The organism is Larkinella insperata (assembly GCF_026248825.1).
GTDB classification, from domain to species: Bacteria; Bacteroidota; Bacteroidia; order Cytophagales; family Spirosomataceae; genus Larkinella; species Larkinella insperata.
Genome location: NZ_CP110973.1, coordinates 1,255,680 through 1,274,837, shown reverse-complemented (window position 1 = coordinate 1,274,837; position 19,158 = coordinate 1,255,680). Strand labels below are relative to the sequence as shown.

Here is a 19,158-nt window from a genome sequence, read left to right as displayed (position 1 = left end):
GGGAGGCCAAACTAAAACAGACCCACGGTTTGGGCGGCAGCGAATGGGATGTCGGTTAGATATCCAGAATCAGTCCCTCCGAAGCCGGATACCCCGTACAGGTCAGTATCCAGCCATTTCGCAGGTCCCGCTCCGTCAGCACGTCGTTGATCGTCATGTGCACGTCGCCCGATCGTACGCGGCCTGCGCAACTCGAACACCGTCCACCTTTGCAGCTATACGGCAACGGAACGCCGTGGTCAAGAGCCGCCTGCAGAATGGATTTATAGGCCGGAACATCAATATCATATTCCGTCCCGCGAAACCGCAACAGGATGCGGTGGTCTCTGGCGAGTTCGGGCGGGGGCGTCCGGGTAACGGGTTCGATAACAAAGTTTTCTTTTTTGATCGCATCAAGCCGGATACCGGCGTATACGAGCGTCACCTGCACCATCCGCATGAAGGCAAACGGCCCGCACACGTACCATTGCGCCCTGGAACGCTCAAAGCGCAGCAGATCCGGGAGCATGTTTTCAAGCAGCCAGTTGTTTAGCCGCCCCCGCCGGATGTTGCCCGCCTTCTGCCAGTCGTCCGACGGCTGGCTAAGCAAGTGAATCAGTTGAAACCGTTCGGCGTGTTCGTTGTGCAGGGCTTCAAGCTGTCGGTAAAAAATGATATTCTGTTCATCGGTGTTGGCGTAGAGCAGCGTAATATGGCTTTGGGGCTCGTCGCGCAGGGCCTGTTTCAAAATGCCGTACAGCGGAACAATCCCGCTGCCGGCGCCGATCAGGACAATATCCCGTTGTTCGTCGGGAGCGGTATCCAGCGTAAACCGTCCGGCGGGCGGTAAACTGGTCAGGGTGTCGCCCACCGCCAGGTGATCGAGCAGGTAGCGGGAGATTTCGCCGTTTTCGACCCGTTTGATGGTCAGGCTGAGCGGTTCAGAAGCCACGCCCGGCGATGCGTCGCCCGGCGTTGAACTCAGGGAATAGGAACGGCGAACTTCGTGACCGAGGTGTTTAAACAATAACGTCAGAAACTGCCCCGCCCGGTACGGAACCACTCGGCCGTCGGTAGGATGCAGAATAAGCGTTTTCGTATCGCGTGTTTCCCGAATTATTTCGGACACCTGAAGCTGGATCAATTCCTCGTTCATGCGGGCTGATTAACTTTGTACTAGGTCTGCTAACTTTCCGTTATAGTTAACGATCTTTGTAGGTAAAAACTGGTCGTGCAAAGTTCGTCAACTCCAGTGGAAAGAGCATTACGTTTTGAAATTGAAACCCCGGTTGCATGAATAAGTTTACGGTATTGGGTGTCATTTTAGGGATTGTGGGCGTCATAAGCCTTGGAGGCCCGGGCGTTGGTCTGCGAACCGCGCGGTCCGGCTTCAGGCTGGATACGCTGATTGAAATCCGCAAAGATACCTTGATCGAAAAATACCTTAGAGATAGCGCCTACAAGGCCATGTTTCAGCGGGATACCACGTTTCGGGTGGATTCGGCGGCCCTGCGCGCCCAGGCTGACAGCCATAAAGTAGCGCTGCCGGAAGTGCTGACGGGCGATTTGAACGGGCTGGCGATTTGCGCCGGATCGCCCGTGTCGGTGCCCTACAGCTCGTCGGGAGGACGGTTTTCGCCGGATAACCAATTTGTCCTGCAACTGGTCGATGCGGCCGGGAAAGCCACCAATCTAAGCCAGCCTGCCAAAGCCGGACCGTTTGGAAACGGAACGCTCACGGGCGTTATTCCGGTCAATACCGCAGCTGGTAGCCGGTATAGCCTGCGGGTGGCTTCCACCAATCCCGTTGTTAACGGAACGGCGCAACCACTGCGCATTCTGCCCGCACCCACCGCCCGGATTGAGTTGCCCGACGGCAGCAATGCGGTTACCGTCATGCCGGGCCAACCGGCCACCTTCCGCGTCGCCCTGAGTGGTCACGGTCCGTGGTCGTTCATGCTGTCGGACGGGACGAAGGTGCAGAACACGATGACGACGCCGTACGAAGTGACCGTAACGCCCGATAAACCCACCACCTACAAAGTGGTAAACGTCAGCGGTCCGTGCGGAAGCGGAACGGTTGCGGGCGAAATCATCGTCAATGTCAACGAAAACCCCAACCCGGAGATTGCCCTCAAAGCACCGAGTGGCGGGTTCCGGGTTTGTACCGGCACGCCGTTTCAGGTGGCATTTACGGCGACCGGAAAGTATCAGGCGGGCAACGGATTTGTGGTGCAACTGGCCGACTCAACCAACAACTGGACCACCATTTCCAACTCCGGCACGGCCAGTCCGCTGGTGGCGCGGCTGCCGTACGGTATTTCGCCCAAAGGAGCCTATAAAATTCGCGTAGCGGCCACGCTGCCGTCCATCAACAGCAACGCCGAAAATCTGGCCGTAGCAGCTCAGGCCGTTGCGGTGCTGCGCAACGATACCATTCGCATCGACGAAGGGAAAACCGCCGAACTGACCGTTGATTTCGGTGGGGGAGGGCCGTGGTTCGTTCTGCTGTCGGACGGTACCTATGAAAATAACATCGTGAAAAGCCCGCACACGATCCGGGTAACCCCGAACAACCCGACGCCCTACGCCATCACCTCGGCGGGCGGGGCCTGCGGGGTAGGCGAATACAGCGGTCGCGCCTTTGTGAAGGTAAACATCCCGCCATCGACCATCGCGACCGGCAACCTGTCGGCCCGCACGATTTGCCACGGATCGGAGATTATTGTGCCCTTTACGACCGGCGGACGGTTTTACGCCAACAACAAGTACATCGTGCAGGTGGCCGACACGAGCGGCCGGTTTACCAGCCTGGCTACGACCTACAAAGACGGTGTGCTGAAGGCGGTGATCAACCCGGCGTACCTGAAAGACACGCTCAATACCGTGCGGCTGCGGGTCACCTCGACGAGTCCGGCGGTGGCGGGGTCCGAAACCACCATCAAAGTCTTGGCCCCGAATGTGAGCCAGGCCATCGTTGCGGGGGAAGGCACCATCCGTCCCGGCCAGACCTCCAAGGTACGGGTTGCGTTCAAAAACGGTCTGCCCCCCTGGTCGTTCGTCCTATCCGACGGCAGCAAAGTGAACGGAACGTTTTTGAACCCCTACGTGCTGACGGTTGCTCCGACGAGTTCAACCGAATACACGATCACGTCGCTAAGCAGTTCCTGCGGAGCGGGCATCGCGGTTGGCAAAGCACTGGTGACGGTGGAAGCGAATTAAGCCAGGTCACCAGCCGCATCTTGGTCGACCCAGACAAAACCGTTCGGGTGCGTTTGCAGGATGCTGGCCGGGAAATCTTCCGTCACTGGACCATTCAGAGCGGCTTTGATGACGGGCGCTTTTTTGCTGCCGCTGGCGATCAGAATGGCTTCACGGGCGTCCATCAGTTGTTGCAAACCCGTGGTCAGGCCCAGCGTCAGGGGCGTTGGCTCGTTGAAATACTTCTGACCGACAGAGATGGTCGTTTCGGCCAGTTCAGAAACGTGGGCTTTCAGGGTAAACGGCGTTCCGGGTTCGTTCAGGGCGATGTGACCGTTCAGGCCAACCCCCACCAGGATCAGATCAAAACCGCCCCGCTCGTCCACAAACTGGTTCATCTGTTCACATTCGGCTTCCAGATCAGCGGCTTTGGCGTCGAACATACGGTATTGTTCCGGGCCAATGTTCAACGGCCCGAAGAGTTCGCGCTGGAGGTAGTTTGAGCAACTTCCTTCGCTTTCCGGCCCTAGTCCAACCCACTCGTCCAGCCCTACGAAGGTACAGCGGTCCACGCTGGTTTTTCCGTCTTTTACCAGTTGAACCAGTGCACGGTAGGTGCCAACGGGGGTATCGCCGGATGCGGCACAAATCAGGGCGTCGGGCTTGCGGTTTAAGAGGTCGGCAATGTGCTGGGCGGTGTGTTGGGAAAGGGCTTTGTAGTCGGCGAAAGTCTGGAAGTTCATGGTCAGGATTTAAGTTCGGCACTAAAATACACGGAAGCCGCGGAGTTCTCCGCGAAAAAGCCCAAATCTATTTTACGATTTAATTTACCGTTTCCCGACGGTTCTGTTTGTTGTCTTTCGGTTGATTATTTAGTAATTTTCATAGAGGAAGTGGGATACTAAAGCGAAAACGGCTTATGGAATGGTTGATTCAGTATTTTGAAACGATTCCGTCGTCGCACCGCAGCCTGATCCTGGTGGGCGGCATTGCATTTTTCTGGCTGATTGAAAGCGCCCTTCCGCTCTTTCACTTTGGCAAGGCCGATGCGGATTACCGAAAAGCCGGGCACGCGGGCATCAACATCTTTTTCACGCTGACGACCATCGCCGTCAATTTTGTGCTGGCTTTTATGCTGCTCAAAACGAGCGATTTTGTCGTGCACCAGCAGATTGGCGTACTGCAATGGCTGAATATGCCGATCTGGGCGCAGCTTGTTGTCGGGTTGCTGCTGCTGGATTTGATCGGAGCGTGGACCATTCACTGGCTGCAGCACCACGTTAAATGGATGTGGCGGTTTCATCTCATCCACCACACCGACGCCTACGTGGACACGACCACTGCCAACCGCCACCATCCCGGCGAAAGCATTTTCCGGTTTGGATTCACCACGCTGGCGGTGCTCATCGCCGGAGCGCCTATCGGGATCGTCATGCTGTATCAGGCGCTGTCGGTTTTGCTGTCGCAGTTCAATCACGCCAACATTCACCTGCCGCGCTGGATCGACCGGCCACTCAACTGGTTTTTCGTGACGCCCAACATGCACCACGTACACCACCATTACGTCCTGCCGCAAACCAACACCAATTACGGGAATATTTTCCCATTCTGGGACCGGCTGTTCGGAACCTACGCCCGGATGGAAAGCAAAGACCTGCGGTACGGCGTTGACACGCACCTGGAAAGGCACGAGCATTCGCGGATTGGTAATCTGCTCAACATACCGTTTCAGCCGTACCGGCCCCCGGTGGGCCGCCCGGAAGTCACGAAATCAGCATCAGCGCCCGTAAACCGGCCACCTGATTCCGGTGCCGGTCGATATGAAAACGCAGGAATTCAAACCGTTGCCGAACATCCAGAGGGCCCGAAATCGGGTGCGGGTGAATGATTGCTTCAGCATCTTCGTCGGCCAGTTCCTGGCTGAGCTGGGTGAGGGGTTGTTGCAAACTAGCCAGTGCCGCCAGCCAGAACGCCACCGCACCACCCATGCGGGGCGCGGCAATGGGCGGTACCTTTTCTTTCGGTTGCCACGTGCGCTCAACAATGACTTCAATCGGCAGGCCCCGGTGGATGAGTTCGCCAGTCCAAACCGGCGGTTGACCTTCCCGTTTGGCTTGCAGAATCTTCCACATTCCCCAGATGGCACCGTGTTCGGCCCAATACAAATGTTCGGTGTTTTCCACCGCGTTCCAGGTTTCCGAATCGGGTTTCCAGCGCGCTTCTTCTTCTGTCAGTTCCTGAACGGACGAAATGTAGCGGCTGCGGGCGGTTTCAACCGACTGGAGAAGTTGATCAAGTGACATGGCGTTGTGGGTTAGGATGATGGAAAAAAGCGGACGGTGCTGCGGCTTTACTTTAGTTCGTGCAGAAATAAATGAATGGCCTTGAGTTCATCGTCGGTGTAAGTAGTTGCGAGGTACTTCCAGGGCATGAAATCGCTGAGCACACGGCCGTCGGGCGTTTTTCCGGTTCGCATGGCGGTGATGAAGTGGTCGGAAGTCCATTTGCCGACGTTGCCCGTCTGAGTCAGATCGGCAATCCGGGGCTCGCCGGGACTGTGGCCGGGCCCGCCCTTGAAATTCGCACCGTGGCAGCCCGAGCACGTCACGGCCAGGTATTTTCCGTAGGCCGGATCAACAGCTGCCGGGATCTGGTCAACCGGTTTGGCCGCATGGTCGATTGCTTCGGCCGGAAATAACGGAAATTCACCCAGGAAGGTTAAAAACCGGCCCAACGGTTTCAGCGTTTTGGCCGGATGGGTTTTATCGACGGGTGGCTGGCCCTTCAAAAAGCAGATCAGAGCGCCCATGTCCTGGTTCGAAAGCGGAGCGCTTACTTCCGGTGATGGCATGAACCACAACGACCTGTTATCTTTCCCCAAACCGTGCCGCAGTGCCCGAATCCAGTCCTGATCGGTGTAGGAAATCCCGCCTTTTCCGCGGGTGAGGTTCGACGCGTATAATAAACCCAGCGGTGTACTTTCATCCAGAAAGGCCTTGCCGCTCAAATCGGAACCGTGGCATTCCAGACAGCCCCGGATTCCGGCAATGTGTTTACCCAGGGCGTAAGAGGCCGAGTCGCCTGGAATAGTGAGCGATTGCAGCCTGACGTCGTACACTTTGTTGGCGCGTGATTCGGTCTGGAAATAAACCACGGTATAAAAAGCGATGAGCAGGAGCACGATACCGCCCAGAAAAATACCGCTCCACTTCAAGATTTTCATCAGCATGACCCTAATCGTTTAAGATTGTCTAAAACGCATTCAGGCCAAAATGTAATGCTTTGTTCTATCGTTGGTGTAAAGTCTTGATTTTGCGGTAATCTTCTAAAGGCCAATTGATTAATCGGTAGGCGCTGTTATTGATAATGCCGGTCGAGGAGTGCCAGAAAAAGCCGGGCTGCCGGTTCGATCAGGTCGTCATTAAAATCGTAGTCGTCGTTGTGCAGCGCCGGGGAGTTTTCGCCGTTGCCAATCCCAAACATGGCTCCCGGATAACGCTGCGTAAAAAGTCCGAAATCCTCCCCCCAGCGAAACGGTTCCTGCTTTTCGGAGAAGGGAAAACCCAGTTTGTGGGCCGCATTTTTGACCTCTTCAAAGGCGTCGGGGTGGTTTTGGTTGGCAAAAAACACTTCCGTGGTGCCGGTTTCAATCTCAATGCCGGTGCCTACGCTGAGAATCGCTAAAATATTGAGCAACTGGCTGGTCAGGCGTTCCATCTTCTGGCTCGTGCGCGTCCGGAGGGTCAGGTGAACTTCGCCGTAACCCGCCGAGATACCGTACGATTTTTCGCCCAATGTGGTGTAAACGGGCGTAATCGAGACAAAGTCGTCCGACTGCGGATTGGGGTTAATCAGGGAACGGCTTTTCAGCGTGAAGTCGGCCATCAGATAAGCCGGATTAAGACCTTTCTCCGGTTCGGCCGAATGCGACACTTTCCCCTTAAACTTGACGATCAGGCTCTGCACTGCCGCAGTAAACGGCCCGGGTTTGCAAACGACGGTTCCCGGCGCAAAACTCGGCAGGTTGTGGAGCGCAAAAACCCGGTCGGGCCGAACGGTGGCAAATTCGGGGTCATTCAGGACGGCTTCGGCCCCCTGGCCGGTTTCTTCGGCGGGCTGAAAAAGCAGGTAAACGCGGCCTTTCTGCAACGGTTTTTCGGCCAGCAACGAGGCCAGCCGGGCCAGAATAGCCGCGTGGCCATCGTGCCCGCACTTGTGCGAAACGCCTTCAACCTGGGATTTGTGGCCGAACGTATTCACCTCCTGAATCGGTAGCGCGTCGATGTCGGCCCGGATGAGGGTAACGGGGCCGGAGTTGGCGGTTCCGTACTGCAGCAGCAGGCCGGTGGTGGCGATCTCCGTCGTCTGGTCGGGCGTAAACGGGGCCACAAACGCTTTGATCCGCTGCTGCGTTTGAACTTCCTGGCCGGAGATTTCCGGGAAACGGTGGAGGTCCCGGCGAAACGCAACAAAGCTGGCTGATTTTTCGGCAGTCATGAAACGGATAAAAGTGGGTGGTCAGAACGGCGAAAGGTAGCTAAAAAGTGTGATATTGCGGGCCGTCATTCGGTTGGCAAACGGTATTTGTCTGCTTATTTCATCATGATTCATTTCAAACGGTTCGATCATCTGCTCATTCCGATTCCGGAAGGTAAACAAGAAGAAGCGCGGAACTTCTACAGCGAAATTCTGGGGCTAAAAGAGGTACCCGGCCCGCATCCTGGCGGAGCGCTCTGGTTTTCGGTTGCCGGTATTGAACTGCACCTTCGCGAAGAAACCGGCGGTACGTACTCCAAACGGCATCCGGCATTTGAAATCACGAACCTGGAAGAAGCGAAGCGGGAACTGGAAAGCCGGGGAATCGAAATCACCTATTCTTCGGAAATCGACGGGCGGCAGCGGTTTTTCTTCCACGATCCGTTTGGCAACCGGTTCGAATTGTTGCAGTTTACAGCCTGAAAGGCGGCACGTTTTCTATGAAAGCGACCCAGCAAAAAGCCGTCGTCCGGTTTCGGTGACAACGAATCACCTTCTCCCGAACGACGGCTTGGGGGGCGTGGTCCGCTTACTGTTTCCGCTCGGGTTGCAGCAGCAGCTTGATGAAGTTCTTGCCGAAATACTGGTTAGCGGCCTGTTTGGTGCTTTCGGGCGTCACTTGTTTGAGAAGCTCGGCCTCCCGCAAAATCTCGGTCGGGTCCTCGTTGTTGAAATACTGATTGGACAGATACCCCAGCCAGAAATTATTCTGCTTCAACTGCACCTCTGTTTCGCGCCGGGTTTCGGCTTTAAACTTGTCGATGTCTTTCGGATCGGCGCCGTTCTGCTTGATCTTCTCGATTTCGGCCAGTGTGCGGGCAATCAGCTTGTCGACATTCTCGGGCGCACAGCCAAACCCGATGCGGAAGGTATACCGTTGGGCCGGAATTTTGGCGTAGGCCCCGCTCACGCTCACCCCGTACACCCCGCTTTCTTCTTCCCGCAGCGTTTCGGTCAGCTTAATTTCCAGGGCTTCGGCCAGGGCATCGATCTGGGTGGCGTTCTCGGAACTCCAGACAAAATCACCGCTGAAGACCAATTGCACGGTGCTTTTGGGCTCAATGCCTTTGGTCACGGTTCGTTCAATTTTTCCGGCGGGCGTCCGAATGCCCAGATCGCGGTACGTTTCCTTGCGGTTCGTTACCGGCAAACCGCCCAGGTATTTTTCGATCAGTGGTTTGAGGTCTTTCTCCTTGAAGTTACCGACGAAGAAGAACGTGAAGTCGCTGGCGTCGGCAAACCGCTCTTTGTAAATCGCCGTGGCGCGGTCTACGTTTACCTGGTCCAGCCGATTTGGCGTCAGCGGCAACCGGCGGAAGTTATAAGCCCCCAGCAACGATTGCACCGTATCCTGAAATACCTTCTGGGGCGTCGGCGTTGCCAGCTGGCTTTGCAGGTAACTCTTCTGGTTCGACAGAAAACCCTTAATCACATCGGTATCCTGGCGGGGAGCGGTAAAATACGCGTAAACCAGTTGCAGAGCCGTTTCCAGATCGTCGGGCGTGGTGCTGCCGCTGATACCTTCGGTGGTTTCCCCAATGTACGGCGACACGTTGACGGTTTTGCCGGTCAGGTATTTGCCCAACTGAATCTGGTTGTAATCGCCGATGCCGCTCATTTGCGTCAGCGTGGAGGCAAACCGCGCTGATTCGAAGTCCTTATCCTGGTAGAGCGACGTACCGCCCGGACTGCTGGCCGAGAAAATGATCTGGTCATTTTTGAAATCCGTCGGTTTTAAAACCACTTTCACGCCGTTACGGAGCGTCCACTCGGTCACGTCAATGTCGCGGATTTGCTTCTCACTCGTTACGGGATTCCCGACGGGCAACGTGGACAGCAGCGGTTTATCGAGCGTTTTGTCGACGTAGGCCGTCAGTTTTTTACCGGCGTTATCAATCAGGGCCAGGATCTGCTTTTCGGTCGGGAGCTTACCTTGTCCGGAGCCGGCGTTCCGGTTTTCGGGCGCCATGATCACGACGGCCCGGTTTTCCTGCGTAATGAATTGCTTGGCCAGGTTGTTAACGTCGCCAACGGTGATGCCGTCCAGGTATTTTTTCGTGAAATCGTTGTAAAACGAAATGCCGACCGGGATGTCGCCGTGCAGGAAATTTTCGACGTATTCGTTCACGTAACTGCCCGAACGGGTTTTGTCGCGCTCGCGGTAGGCCCGGTCTACGGCTTTCTGGTACTGTTTCTTGGCGCGGTCGAGTTCGGTTTCCGTAAATCCGAACTGATCTACGCGGGCGTTTTCGTCCAGAATGGCCGTTACGGCCCGGTTTACATCCCCATCCTTGGCAATGACGTAGGAACTGAACGCATCCTGGTCGCCCAGAAAACTGCCGTAGTTGCTGTAACCGGCCAGAAACGGCGGGTCCGACTGCTGCGTGAGTTCGTTGATCCGGTTGCCGATCATGGAGTTGAACAGGATCCGTTTGATGGCTTCGCGGATATCATACAGCGTTTTCTCCTTGATCTCGGGCCGTTTGTACATGATCTGGACCACGGTATTGGGCTGTTCGGGATCGGTTACAATAGCGATCTTCGTATCCTTGTGGGGCGGAATGGCGTACTGCAAGCGCGGCTTCGGATTGCTCACCGCCGGAATCCGGCTGAATTTCTCCTTGATGATTCCCTCCACCTGCGCCACGTCGAAATCGCCGACGGCCACCACCGCCATCAGATCCGGGCGGTACCAGTCTTTGTAAAACCGTTGTAAAGCTTCCGGTTTGAAGTTTTTGATGATCTCATCCTTGCCAATCGGCAGCCGGTCGGCGTAGCGCGAGTTGTTTAGAATCAGCGGAAAGAATTTCTCCCGCATCCGTTGCCCGGCCCCGCGTCCAGACCGGGCTTCTTCCAGCACGACGCCACGCTCTTTGTCAATTTCGGCCGGGTCCAGGGTTACATTGTGTGCCCAATCCTCCAGAATCTGAAACGCCTGTTCGAAAAGCTGGGCGGAATCGGTCGGTACGGGCAATTGGTAGATTGTCTCGTCGAAACCCGTCGATGCGTTCAGGTCGGCCCCAAACCGCACCCCCGACGATTGCAGAAAGCTAATGATCTCATTCTTGGGGAAGTTTTTGGTGCCGTTGAAGGCCATGTGCTCCAGAAAGTGCGCCAGCCCCTGCTGGTCGTCGGTTTCCAGAATAGCCCCGGCATTGACCACCAGGCGCAGTTCCGCCCGGTTTTTGGGTTCGGTATTTTTGCGGATGTAGTACTTCAATCCGTTTGCTAACTTCCCGACTTTAACCTCCGGATCAAACGGAATCGGTTGTTTCAGCTCGGCCGGAATACCGGCGGCTACGGCTTTGGCCGGGAGGGTTTTAATGGAAGCGGGGGCTTTTTTGGGAGCTTTCTTAACGGGTTTTTGGGCACTCGCACCGGTTGCCAGCAGGGCCAGCACGAGCCCGGTAGCTAAAATCTTGTTCATCGTTTCAGGTTGGTTATACGGTTTGTTGCGTATCTACCGTAGTTAACCCGAAATTAGTGGTATTATTTATACTTTAATAATGATTTTTTTCTGATACATGCCATAAAGAATCACAAACCAAATCAGGACGAACGTCAACGCTCCCGCCAGTGACGCGTTGTACGGACTTGCAAAATAGGGCACGAAAAACGTTTGGTACAGCCATTCCTTCGCGCCGAGGTCAGAACCGTCCGGCTGTGGTACCCGAATCATGTTCAGAACACGCGGAATCAGGCCGGAAAGAAAGAAAACCGTAATTGCATTGACGCCGAAGGCCACAAACGGCTTGGTCCATTTCCGGTAGCCCTGCACATCAATCAGCCAGAAACACAAGGCCAGCGCCTGCAACGCCAATCCCGACGTCAGGAGAACGAATGAACTGGTCCAGAGGGATTTGTTAATGGGGAAAAAGCCGTTCCAGACGTAAGCGCCCAGCAAGGCCAGGCAACCGGCCACAAACAGCCAGACGGCTTTTTCGGCTTCCGGGCGCTTCGATTTCAGGAGCGTTCCGGCCAGAATGCCCGAAAGACCGGTGGCAATTGCCGGCAGGGTGCTGAGTAAACCTTCCGGGTCCCAGATCCGGGATGTTTTCCAGAGGTGGCCGCCCAGCACCGTGCGGTCGAGCCAGGCGCCAAGGTTGGTTTCGGGTTCCAGGTTGGCCGGGCCAAAATCCGGTACCGGCACAAACGCCATAATCAGCCAATACCCGACAAGCAGACCGCCGATCAGCCAGCCCTGCGTTCGGGTGGCGGTTTTGATATAAAGCAGCGAAGTGGCCAGGTACACCAGGGCAATCCGTTGCAAAACACCCGGAATTCGGACGGTGGAAAAGTCGAACTTCGGAAACAGGTTCAGAAACAGGCCCAATCCGAACAGAATCAGACTGCGCTTTGCAATCTTTCCCGCCAGTCCCGCCCGCGTTTTATCCGGCAGTGCATACGCAATGGACACGCCGACGATGAACAGGAAAAATGGGAAAATCAGGTCTGTGGGCGTCCAGCCGTGCCAGTGCGCGTGTTCCAGCGGTGCGTAGATGTGCCCCCAGTCACCGGGGTTATTGACCAGAATCATGGCCGCTACGGTCAGGCCCCGAAAGGTGTCGAGGGAAAGAAGCCGCACTTGGCCCGTGCGTTGGTGAGCGTCGGAATTCAGGTTATGACCGGGCGAAATGGCTCTTGGTTCCATGAGGGAGGGTGGGTTCGTGTTTGCTTGGTATAGTTACAGATTTTGGGGCGGATTTAAGCTGAACGGTACAAAAAAGCCCCAACCGGGTAGGGTTGGGGCAGGCATTGTGATTGATGGGTACGGGTTAATATTTCCAGCGGACGAAGGCTTCCATGGCTTCGTACTCGGCCAGTCCCAACTGGTTGTAAAGGCCAGCCGTGGCCCGGTTGCGCTCTTCGGCCCGTTGCCAGAACTCGCGTGCGTCGCTGCCCTGATAGACCACACCGTCTTTCTGAGACTGGTGTTTGAAGATACCAAGACGCTTGCGCACCAACTGGTCGGGCGACATCGGTACGGCCATTTCGATTTCGTGAATATCCCACTCGGCCCAGGCACCGCGGTAGAGCCACACCCAGCAGTCTTTCATGAAATCTTCGTTTTTCAACCGGCGAACGGCTTCGAAGATGGCGTCCAGACACACCTTGTGCGTTCCGTGCGGATCGGCAAGATCACCGGCGGCATAAATCTGGTGCGGTTTCACTTCCCGGATCACGTTCATTACCACCTGAATATCTTCTTCGCCCAGCGGTTTTTTCTCTACTTTGCCGGTTTCGTAAAACGGCATGTTCATAAAGTGGGCGTTTTCGACCGGAATTCCGACGAAGCGGCAGGTTGCTTTGGCTTCCCCTTTCCGAATCAGACCCTTTACATACCGTACTTCTTCCGTGTCCATTTCGCTGCCTTTTTTCTTGCGCAGCGACTCGGCAGCATCCCGGAAAATTTTGGTGGCTTCCGGGCTGTCGATGCCGAATTTCTCGTTGAAGTCCACCACGAAATCGGCGAAACGCAGGGCTTCGTCGTCGGCCACGGCAATGTTGCCGGACGTCTGATAGCCCACGTGTACCTCGTGGCCCTGGTCGTGCAGCCGCTGGAACGTTCCCCCCATCGAAATGATATCGTCATCGGGGTGCGGGCTGAAAATCAGGCAGCGCTTCTTGGCGGGCTGGGCACGCTCGGGCCGGTTTGTGTCGTCGGCGTTGGGTTTACCGCCCGGCCAGCCCGTAATGGTGTGTTGAAGTTGATTGAAAACGTCGATGTTCAGATCGTACGCCTGGCCCACTTGCGCCAGCAGATCGCTCATCCCGTTGTCGTTATAATCTTTGTTGGTCAGCTTCAGAATGGGTTTACCCAGGGTGCGCGACAGGTACGTCACGGCTTTTTTTACCATTTGCTTATCCCAGGTAACCGTATCCACCAGCCAGGGCGTTTGCATCCGGGTCAGGTCCGAAGCTGCAGCCTGGTCGATGACAAACAGGGCGTTGGGATGGGTTTGCAGGTACGAAGCCGGAATCTGCTCGGTAACGGTTCCTTCCAGAGCCGCCCGAATAACCGGTGCTTTGCGTTCGCCCCAGGCCAGCAGGACCACCCGGCGGGCGCTCAGAATCGGCGCAACCCCCATTGTAATGGCTTTTTTAGGCGTTTGAGCCAGACCACCGAAATCGCCGGCCGCAGCGGCCCGGGTTGAGTGGTCGAGCATCATCAGGCGGGTGTGCGAATTGATCAGCGAACCCGGTTCGTTGAAACCGATGTGACCGTTCCCCCCGATGCCGAGCAGTTGAAAATCCAGACCGCCGTACGATTGCATTTTTTCTTCGTAGGCCCGGCTGAATTCAGCAACCTTGTTCGGCGCAATCGTTCCGTCCGGAATGAAATAATTGCCTTCCGGGATGTCGACGTGGTCGAACAACTGCTCCTTCATGAAGCGCACGTAGCTTTGCAGCGAATCGGGCTCCATGGGATAGTATTCGTCCAGGTTAAAGGAAACCACATTCCGGAAGCTGAGACCTTCCTCGCGGTGCTGACGAATCAGTTCGGCGTAAACCGTCTTGGGGGATGAACCCGTTGCCAGACCCAGCACACACGGCTCGCCCTTCTGCTGCTTTTCGCGAATCAGTTCGGCAATTTCGCGGGCGACGGCGCGGGAAGCATCTTTGGCGTCAGCGTAGATGTGCGTTGGAATTTTCTCGTAGGTAATGGCCGATTGGACCGGATCTCCCGGCTGGCGACCTAACGCGTTTTCGGAAACCGAAGGTTCAGAAATCATAACGAATGGTAGATTGTAGTTCGAGCGGTGCGTCAAAATTCGGTATATTGAGCCGGAACACCAATAAAAATATTTTAAAATTTTTTAAAAATTCCAAATCCTTTTCAAATTACGGAATCGCCCGCAATAGTTTCCCATCTCAATACGGTTTTCGAGCCGTCAAGTACTATTCTCTTCCCTCACGAATCTCCTCATCCCAGCAGCCGTCAGGAGTGGCTTACCTTTCAAGGTTGGAGTCCTTTTCTATGACCCGCACTTATGTACGGGCTTAGCTGGCGTTAAGCCCTGACGAGGTTGGCGGTGGTAGCGAACAGGATTGTTGGAACAAATTAAGCCCGTTGCCAATTTTTAACGAGGAAAAGTCCGGAATTTTTATAATTTTTGTATTACTATACAGTACATTACCGTTTTTCAACTCTTTATAAAGAGTTGTTTGTTAGAAACTGAACCCTTTGTTATGAAACCTCAACTCCTGGTGGCTGGCGGGTTGACCGTGGTAGTTGCGCTTACCCTCTCCTCGTTCCTTGGGATTTTCGAGGACAAGGTGGATTTCAATACTCAAATCAAACCGCTGCTCAATAAAAACTGCATTGCCTGCCACGGCGGGGTCAAGAAGGCGTCCAACTTCAGCCTGCTCTTTAAACACGAAGCCCTGGCTCCGGCCAAGTCCGGCAAACACGCCATCGTGCCCGGTGATGCCGACGCCAGTGAGTTTATCCGCCGGCTGACGCTCACCGATCCCGATGAACGGATGCCGCTGGATGCGCCCCCGCTCAAACCGGACGAAATCGAACTGCTGCGGAAGTGGATTGACCAGGGAGCTGAGTGGGGAGATCACTGGGCCTACCAACCCGTCGAAAAACCGGAAGTGCCCCAGATTGGTACACTCTGGTCCCGGCTCGGACTGGTAGAGAACGACGAGTTGACGTGGGCGAAAAACGAAATTGACCATTTCATTCTGGATAAACTCAAAGCAGAAAACCTGAAACCGTCGCCCGAAGCCGACAAAGCCACGCTGATCCGGCGGGTGTCGCTCGACCTGACGGGGCTGCCGCCGACCGAGCAGCAAATGGCGGACTTTGTGGCCGATCAATCGCCGGATGCTTATGAAAAAGTGGTAAACCGGCTGCTGGCTTCACCCGCCTACGGCGAACGCTGGACGGGCATGTGGCTCGATCTGGCGCGTTATGCCGATACGAAAGGCTACGAACGCGACCCGGGACGCAGCATCTGGCGCTACCGCGACTGGCTGATCAACGCCTTTAACGAAGATAAACCGTTTGACCAGTTTACTGTCGAGCAACTGGCGGGTGATTTGCTGCCCAACCCGACGGATGCTCAGCTGATTGCGACCGGATTTCACCGCAACACGATGACCAACGACGAGGGCGGAACGCAGGACGAGGAGTTTCGGGTGGCGGCCGTTATCGACCGGGTGAATACAACCTGGGATGTGTGGCAGGGAACCACCTTCTCCTGTGTGCAGTGCCACAGTCACCCCTACGATCCGTTCGTCAACGAAGAATACTACAAGTACCTGGCTTTCTTCAACAACACCCGCGACGAGGACGTAACGACCGAAACGCCGACGTTGCGGTTTTACAAAAATGAAGACTCCCTGAAAGTGCGGGAGCTGAATAACTGGTTAAAGGCGCACCTCAAACAACCCCGGCAAGTTCAGCAGGTGATGCAATTCGTCCGGATTACCGAGCCTAAAATTAATTCCCACGATTTTGATGAGTACGTCAATGCGTCGCTGCTGGATGCCAAGTTTTTCGTTCTGCAGGATGCGGGGTCCGGGCGGATCAAAAGCGTTGATCTGACCGGCAAAAACCGGCTGATTATGCAGTGGGGAACCAAGGCGAAAAATGCCGTACTGACGCTGCACCAGGATAGCCCAACCGGCCCGGTTCTGCTGACGAGTCCGACACCGGCCAGCCGCGACACCACCATGATTTTTGCTCTGCCGCCGGTTTCGGGGCGGCATCATCTCTATTGGACGTTGAGCAGTCCTGAAACGCCGAAGGATTGGGTGCAGATTAAATGGGTGTCGTTCCAGCCCGCGTTGCCTGATCAACCCGCTCACGAACTGGGCGAAATGGACCTGAAACTGGCGGCCATTCTAAACACCCGGCCCGAAGCAACCCCCATCTTGTACGAAGGTACCGGCGATCTGGCCCGGAAAACCCACGTCTTTGAGCGCGGCAACTGGCTGGTGAAAGGCAAAGAAGTGAACCCCGACGTTCCGAAATCGCTGCCACCGATGGCGAAGGAGTTGCCCAAAAACCGGCTCGGGCTGGCCCGCTGGATGGTCAGCCGGGAACACCCGCTCACCGCCCGCGTAGCCGTCAACCGCTTCTGGGAGCAGCTGTTCGGTACCGGAGTCGTTGAAACCGTTGAGGATGTGGGTACACAGGGCATTCCGCCAACGCACCGCGAATTGCTGGATTGGCTGTCGGCTGAGTTTATGGAAACCGACGGGTGGCACGTCAAGAAATTACTGAAGCGCATGGTGCTGTCGGCCACCTACCGCCAACGCTCCGAAGTGTCGCCCGACCTGCTGGCGAAAGATCCGTTCAACAAACTGCTGGCGCGCGGGCCACGCGTCAGGCTGGCGGCCGAGCAGGTGCGCGATCAGGCGCTGGCCGTGACGGGGTTGCTGAGCCATAAATTGTACGGCCCGAGCGTGATGCCGCCCCAGCCAGACGGCATCTGGCAGTCGCCCTACAGCGGGGAAAGCTGGAAACTGAGCGAGGGCGAGGACCGCTACCGACGAGCGTTGTACACCTACTGGAAGCGCACGGCCCCTTATCCGTCCATGATTACCTTCGACAGCCCCAGCCGGGAGTTCTGCCAACTGCGCCGGTTGCGGACCAACACGCCCCTGCAGGCGCTGGTGACGCTCAATGACCCGGTGTACGTGGAAGCGGCCCAGCGGCTGGCCGAAACCATGAAACTGCGCGGTAAAACGCCCGCGCAACAGATTCAATCCGGTTTCCGAATCATTATGTTGCGGGATCTGGCGCCGAAAAAACTGGCGGTGCTGACGGATTTATACCGCAACACCCAGACCTATTATCAGCAGCATCCCGAAGAAGCGAAAAAACTGCTGGCCTGCGAAGACGCAACGCCCCAACTGGCGGCTCTGACCGTGACGGCCAACACCATGCTGAACCTGGATGAAGTGATTACAAAAGAATAAACCCGATGAACAAATTACTCAGAGAACTTCAGGAAGCGGCTTTGCAGCGCGAAACCCGTCGGCATTTTTTGCATACCTGTTCCACGGGTTTGGGGGCGATGGCCTTGGGTTCGGCCCTGACGAGCTGCGGTTTTTTTGATAAAAAAGAGGAAAAACCGGCGCTGGGTGCAACGGCCTCCAACGAGCCGATGATGCCCCGTCCGGCGCAGTTTTCACCGAAGGCAAAGCGGGTGATTTACATTCATATGGCCGGTTCGCCCTCGCAACTGGAGCTGTTTGATTACAAGCCGGAACTGGCGAAGTACCACGGCAAAGACTGTCCGCAGGCGTTGCTGGAGGGCAAGAAGTTTGCGTTCATCCGGGGGGTGCCGAAAATGCTCGGGCCGCAGGGCAAGTTTGCGCAGCACGGCCAGTCGGGCGCCTGGATTTCCGACTACCTGCCGCACCTGCAAACCGTGGCCGATGAGCTGACGTTCATCAAGTCGATGTATACCGACCAGTTCAACCACGCCCCGGCGCAGTTGCTGATGCACACCGGCAACGCGCGGCTGGGGCGGCCCAGCATTGGCTCGTGGGTGACCTACGGGTTGGGGTCGGAAAATGACAACCTGCCGGGTTTCATCGTGCTGGCGTCGGGCGGAAAGCAGCCGGACGCGGGCAAGTCGGTCTGGGGCAGCGGTTTTCTGCCGACGGTGTACCAGGGCGTTCAGTGCCGCACGGACGGCGATCCGGTTCTGTACGTGTCCGATCCGCAGGGGATGAACCGCGACATCCGGAAGCAAACCATCGACGCCATTAACGACATCAACCGCCAGCAGTACGAAGACGTGAAAGATCCCGAAATTCTGACCCGGATTTCGCAGTACGAAATGGCGTTCAAGATGCAGATGTCGGTGCCCGATGCGATGGACATTAAGAGCGAGCCCGAATACATTCTGAAGGAGTACGGCGTCGATCCGGGCAAGGGGTCGTTTGCTCGTAATTGTTTGTTGTCGAGACGGCTGATCGAGCGAGGAGTTCGATTTGTGCAGCTTTTCGATTGGGGCTGGGACACGCACGGCACCAGCAAAGACGGCTCTATTGAAACCGGCTTGCGCGACAAGTGCACCGAATCTGATCAGGCCGTTACGGCCTTGCTTAAGGACCTCAAACAACGCGGTTTGCTGGACGAAACGCTGGTGGTTTGGGGCGGTGAGTTTGGCCGAACACCGATGCAGGAAAACCGGGACGGGCAGGCGATGCCGTTCATGGGCCGCGACCACCACCTGGATGCGTTCACGGTCTGGATGGCCGGGGGCGGGGTTAAACGGGGTTTCAGTTACGGCGAAACCGATGACATTGGTTACTACGCGGCCAAAGACAAAGTGCATGTTCACGACCTTCAGGCAACCATTCTGCACCTGCTGGGCTTCGATCATACGAAGCTGACGTATCAGTTTCAGGGCCGCCCCTTCCGGCTGACGGACGTGGCCGGGAAAGTAGTCAAGCCTGTTCTGGCTTAGTTAC

The 19,158-nt window shown here is 56.1% G+C and carries 12 protein-coding genes and 1 pseudogene; 5 read left to right on the top strand and 8 right to left on the bottom strand.

From position 1 onward, the window contains the following. Positions 1–55 precede the first annotated feature (55 nt). On the bottom strand, positions 56–1,135 hold the full coding sequence (locus OQ371_RS05145; RefSeq protein WP_265992714.1) for a ferredoxin--NADP reductase: 1,080 nt from the start codon (positions 1,133–1,135) through the stop codon (positions 56–58). Between the two features lie 137 nt (positions 1,136–1,272). Here OQ371_RS05145 and OQ371_RS05140 point away from each other — a divergent pair, with 137 nt between their 5' ends. Then, a complete protein-coding gene (locus OQ371_RS05140) occupies positions 1,273–3,201 on the top strand; it encodes a hypothetical protein (protein WP_265992713.1) in 1,929 nt (642 codons plus the stop codon). Here the strand turns inward: OQ371_RS05140 and OQ371_RS05135 are convergent. Then, entirely contained in the window at positions 3,198–3,923 is a 726-nt protein-coding gene (locus OQ371_RS05135) for a glucosamine-6-phosphate deaminase (protein WP_265992712.1), read from the bottom strand. The genes OQ371_RS05140 and OQ371_RS05135 overlap by 4 nt on opposite strands. Before the next feature lie 176 nt (positions 3,924–4,099). On the opposite strand from OQ371_RS05135, the gene OQ371_RS05130 reads away from it, so the two are divergent. Further along, positions 4,100–5,068, top strand: coding sequence for a sterol desaturase family protein (locus OQ371_RS05130; protein WP_265992711.1), 969 nt, complete (start codon positions 4,100–4,102; stop codon positions 5,066–5,068). On the opposite strand, the pseudogene OQ371_RS05125 reads toward OQ371_RS05130, so the two are convergent. The 3 genes and pseudogenes from OQ371_RS05125 to OQ371_RS05115 form a co-directional block, all read right to left on the bottom strand. Continuing rightward, a pseudogene (locus tag OQ371_RS05125) lies at positions 5,037–5,483 on the bottom strand (DinB family protein); the annotation flags it as partial. The gene OQ371_RS05130 and the pseudogene OQ371_RS05125 sit on opposite strands and share 32 nt — an antisense overlap. Positions 5,484–5,530: 47 nt before the next feature. Next, positions 5,531–6,409: a c-type cytochrome gene (locus OQ371_RS05120; protein ID WP_265992710.1), complete on the bottom strand. Its 879-nt coding sequence runs from the start codon at positions 6,407–6,409 to the stop codon at positions 5,531–5,533. 128 nt (positions 6,410–6,537) lie between these two features. Next, positions 6,538–7,677 (bottom strand): amidohydrolase, encoded by a 1,140-nt coding sequence (locus tag OQ371_RS05115; protein WP_265992709.1) that lies wholly within the window; start codon positions 7,675–7,677, stop codon positions 6,538–6,540. Positions 7,678–7,782: 105 nt separating this feature from the next. Between OQ371_RS05115 and OQ371_RS05110 the strand changes: the two genes are divergently transcribed. Next, on the top strand, positions 7,783–8,139 hold the full coding sequence (locus tag OQ371_RS05110; protein WP_265992708.1) for a VOC family protein: 357 nt from the start codon (positions 7,783–7,785) through the stop codon (positions 8,137–8,139). A gap of 106 nt (positions 8,140–8,245) precedes the next feature. Here the strand turns inward: OQ371_RS05110 and OQ371_RS05105 are convergent, their stop codons facing one another. From OQ371_RS05105 to nagB, 3 genes are all read right to left on the bottom strand, one after another. Beyond that, positions 8,246–11,143 (bottom strand): M16 family metallopeptidase, encoded by a 2,898-nt coding sequence (locus OQ371_RS05105; protein WP_265992707.1) that lies wholly within the window; start codon positions 11,141–11,143, stop codon positions 8,246–8,248. Between the two features lie 66 nt (positions 11,144–11,209). Next, positions 11,210–12,367 (bottom strand): acyltransferase family protein, encoded by a 1,158-nt coding sequence (locus OQ371_RS05100; protein WP_265992706.1) that lies wholly within the window; start codon positions 12,365–12,367, stop codon positions 11,210–11,212. 124 nt (positions 12,368–12,491) lie between these two features. Further along, positions 12,492–14,450, bottom strand: a complete 1,959-nt coding sequence (gene nagB / locus OQ371_RS05095; RefSeq protein ID WP_265992705.1) for a glucosamine-6-phosphate deaminase — start codon at positions 14,448–14,450, stop codon at positions 12,492–12,494. Between the two features lie 457 nt (positions 14,451–14,907). Here nagB and OQ371_RS05090 point away from each other — a divergent pair, with 457 nt between their 5' ends. Together OQ371_RS05090 and OQ371_RS05085 are read left to right on the top strand one after the other, a co-directional pair. Next, complete coding sequence (locus OQ371_RS05090; protein WP_265992704.1) at positions 14,908–17,652, top strand: DUF1553 domain-containing protein; 2,745 nt, start codon at positions 14,908–14,910, stop codon at positions 17,650–17,652. Positions 17,653–17,657: 5 nt separating this feature from the next. After that, positions 17,658–19,154, top strand: a complete 1,497-nt coding sequence (locus OQ371_RS05085; protein WP_265992703.1) for a DUF1501 domain-containing protein — start codon at positions 17,658–17,660, stop codon at positions 19,152–19,154. The last annotated feature ends 4 nt before the right edge of the window (positions 19,155–19,158 follow it).

Bases quoted from the DNA above. Each gene is read 5' to 3' on its own strand.
- OQ371_RS05145 (WP_265992714.1), bottom strand. From the start codon at position 1,135: ATGAACGAGGAATTGATCCAGCTTCAGGTGTCCGAAATAATTCGGGAA.
- OQ371_RS05140 (WP_265992713.1), top strand. From the start codon at position 1,273: ATGAATAAGTTTACGGTATTGGGTGTCATTTTAGGGATTGTGGGCGTC.
- OQ371_RS05135 (WP_265992712.1), bottom strand. From the start codon at position 3,923: ATGAACTTCCAGACTTTCGCCGACTACAAAGCCCTTTCCCAACACACC.
- OQ371_RS05130 (WP_265992711.1), top strand. From the start codon at position 4,100: ATGGAATGGTTGATTCAGTATTTTGAAACGATTCCGTCGTCGCACCGC.
- OQ371_RS05120 (WP_265992710.1), bottom strand. From the start codon at position 6,409: ATGCTGATGAAAATCTTGAAGTGGAGCGGTATTTTTCTGGGCGGTATC.
- OQ371_RS05115 (WP_265992709.1), bottom strand. From the start codon at position 7,677: ATGACTGCCGAAAAATCAGCCAGCTTTGTTGCGTTTCGCCGGGACCTC.
- OQ371_RS05110 (WP_265992708.1), top strand. From the start codon at position 7,783: ATGATTCATTTCAAACGGTTCGATCATCTGCTCATTCCGATTCCGGAA.
- OQ371_RS05105 (WP_265992707.1), bottom strand. From the start codon at position 11,143: ATGAACAAGATTTTAGCTACCGGGCTCGTGCTGGCCCTGCTGGCAACC.
- OQ371_RS05100 (WP_265992706.1), bottom strand. From the start codon at position 12,367: ATGGAACCAAGAGCCATTTCGCCCGGTCATAACCTGAATTCCGACGCT.
- nagB (WP_265992705.1), bottom strand. From the start codon at position 14,450: ATGATTTCTGAACCTTCGGTTTCCGAAAACGCGTTAGGTCGCCAGCCG.
- OQ371_RS05090 (WP_265992704.1), top strand. From the start codon at position 14,908: ATGAAACCTCAACTCCTGGTGGCTGGCGGGTTGACCGTGGTAGTTGCG.
- OQ371_RS05085 (WP_265992703.1), top strand. From the start codon at position 17,658: ATGAACAAATTACTCAGAGAACTTCAGGAAGCGGCTTTGCAGCGCGAA.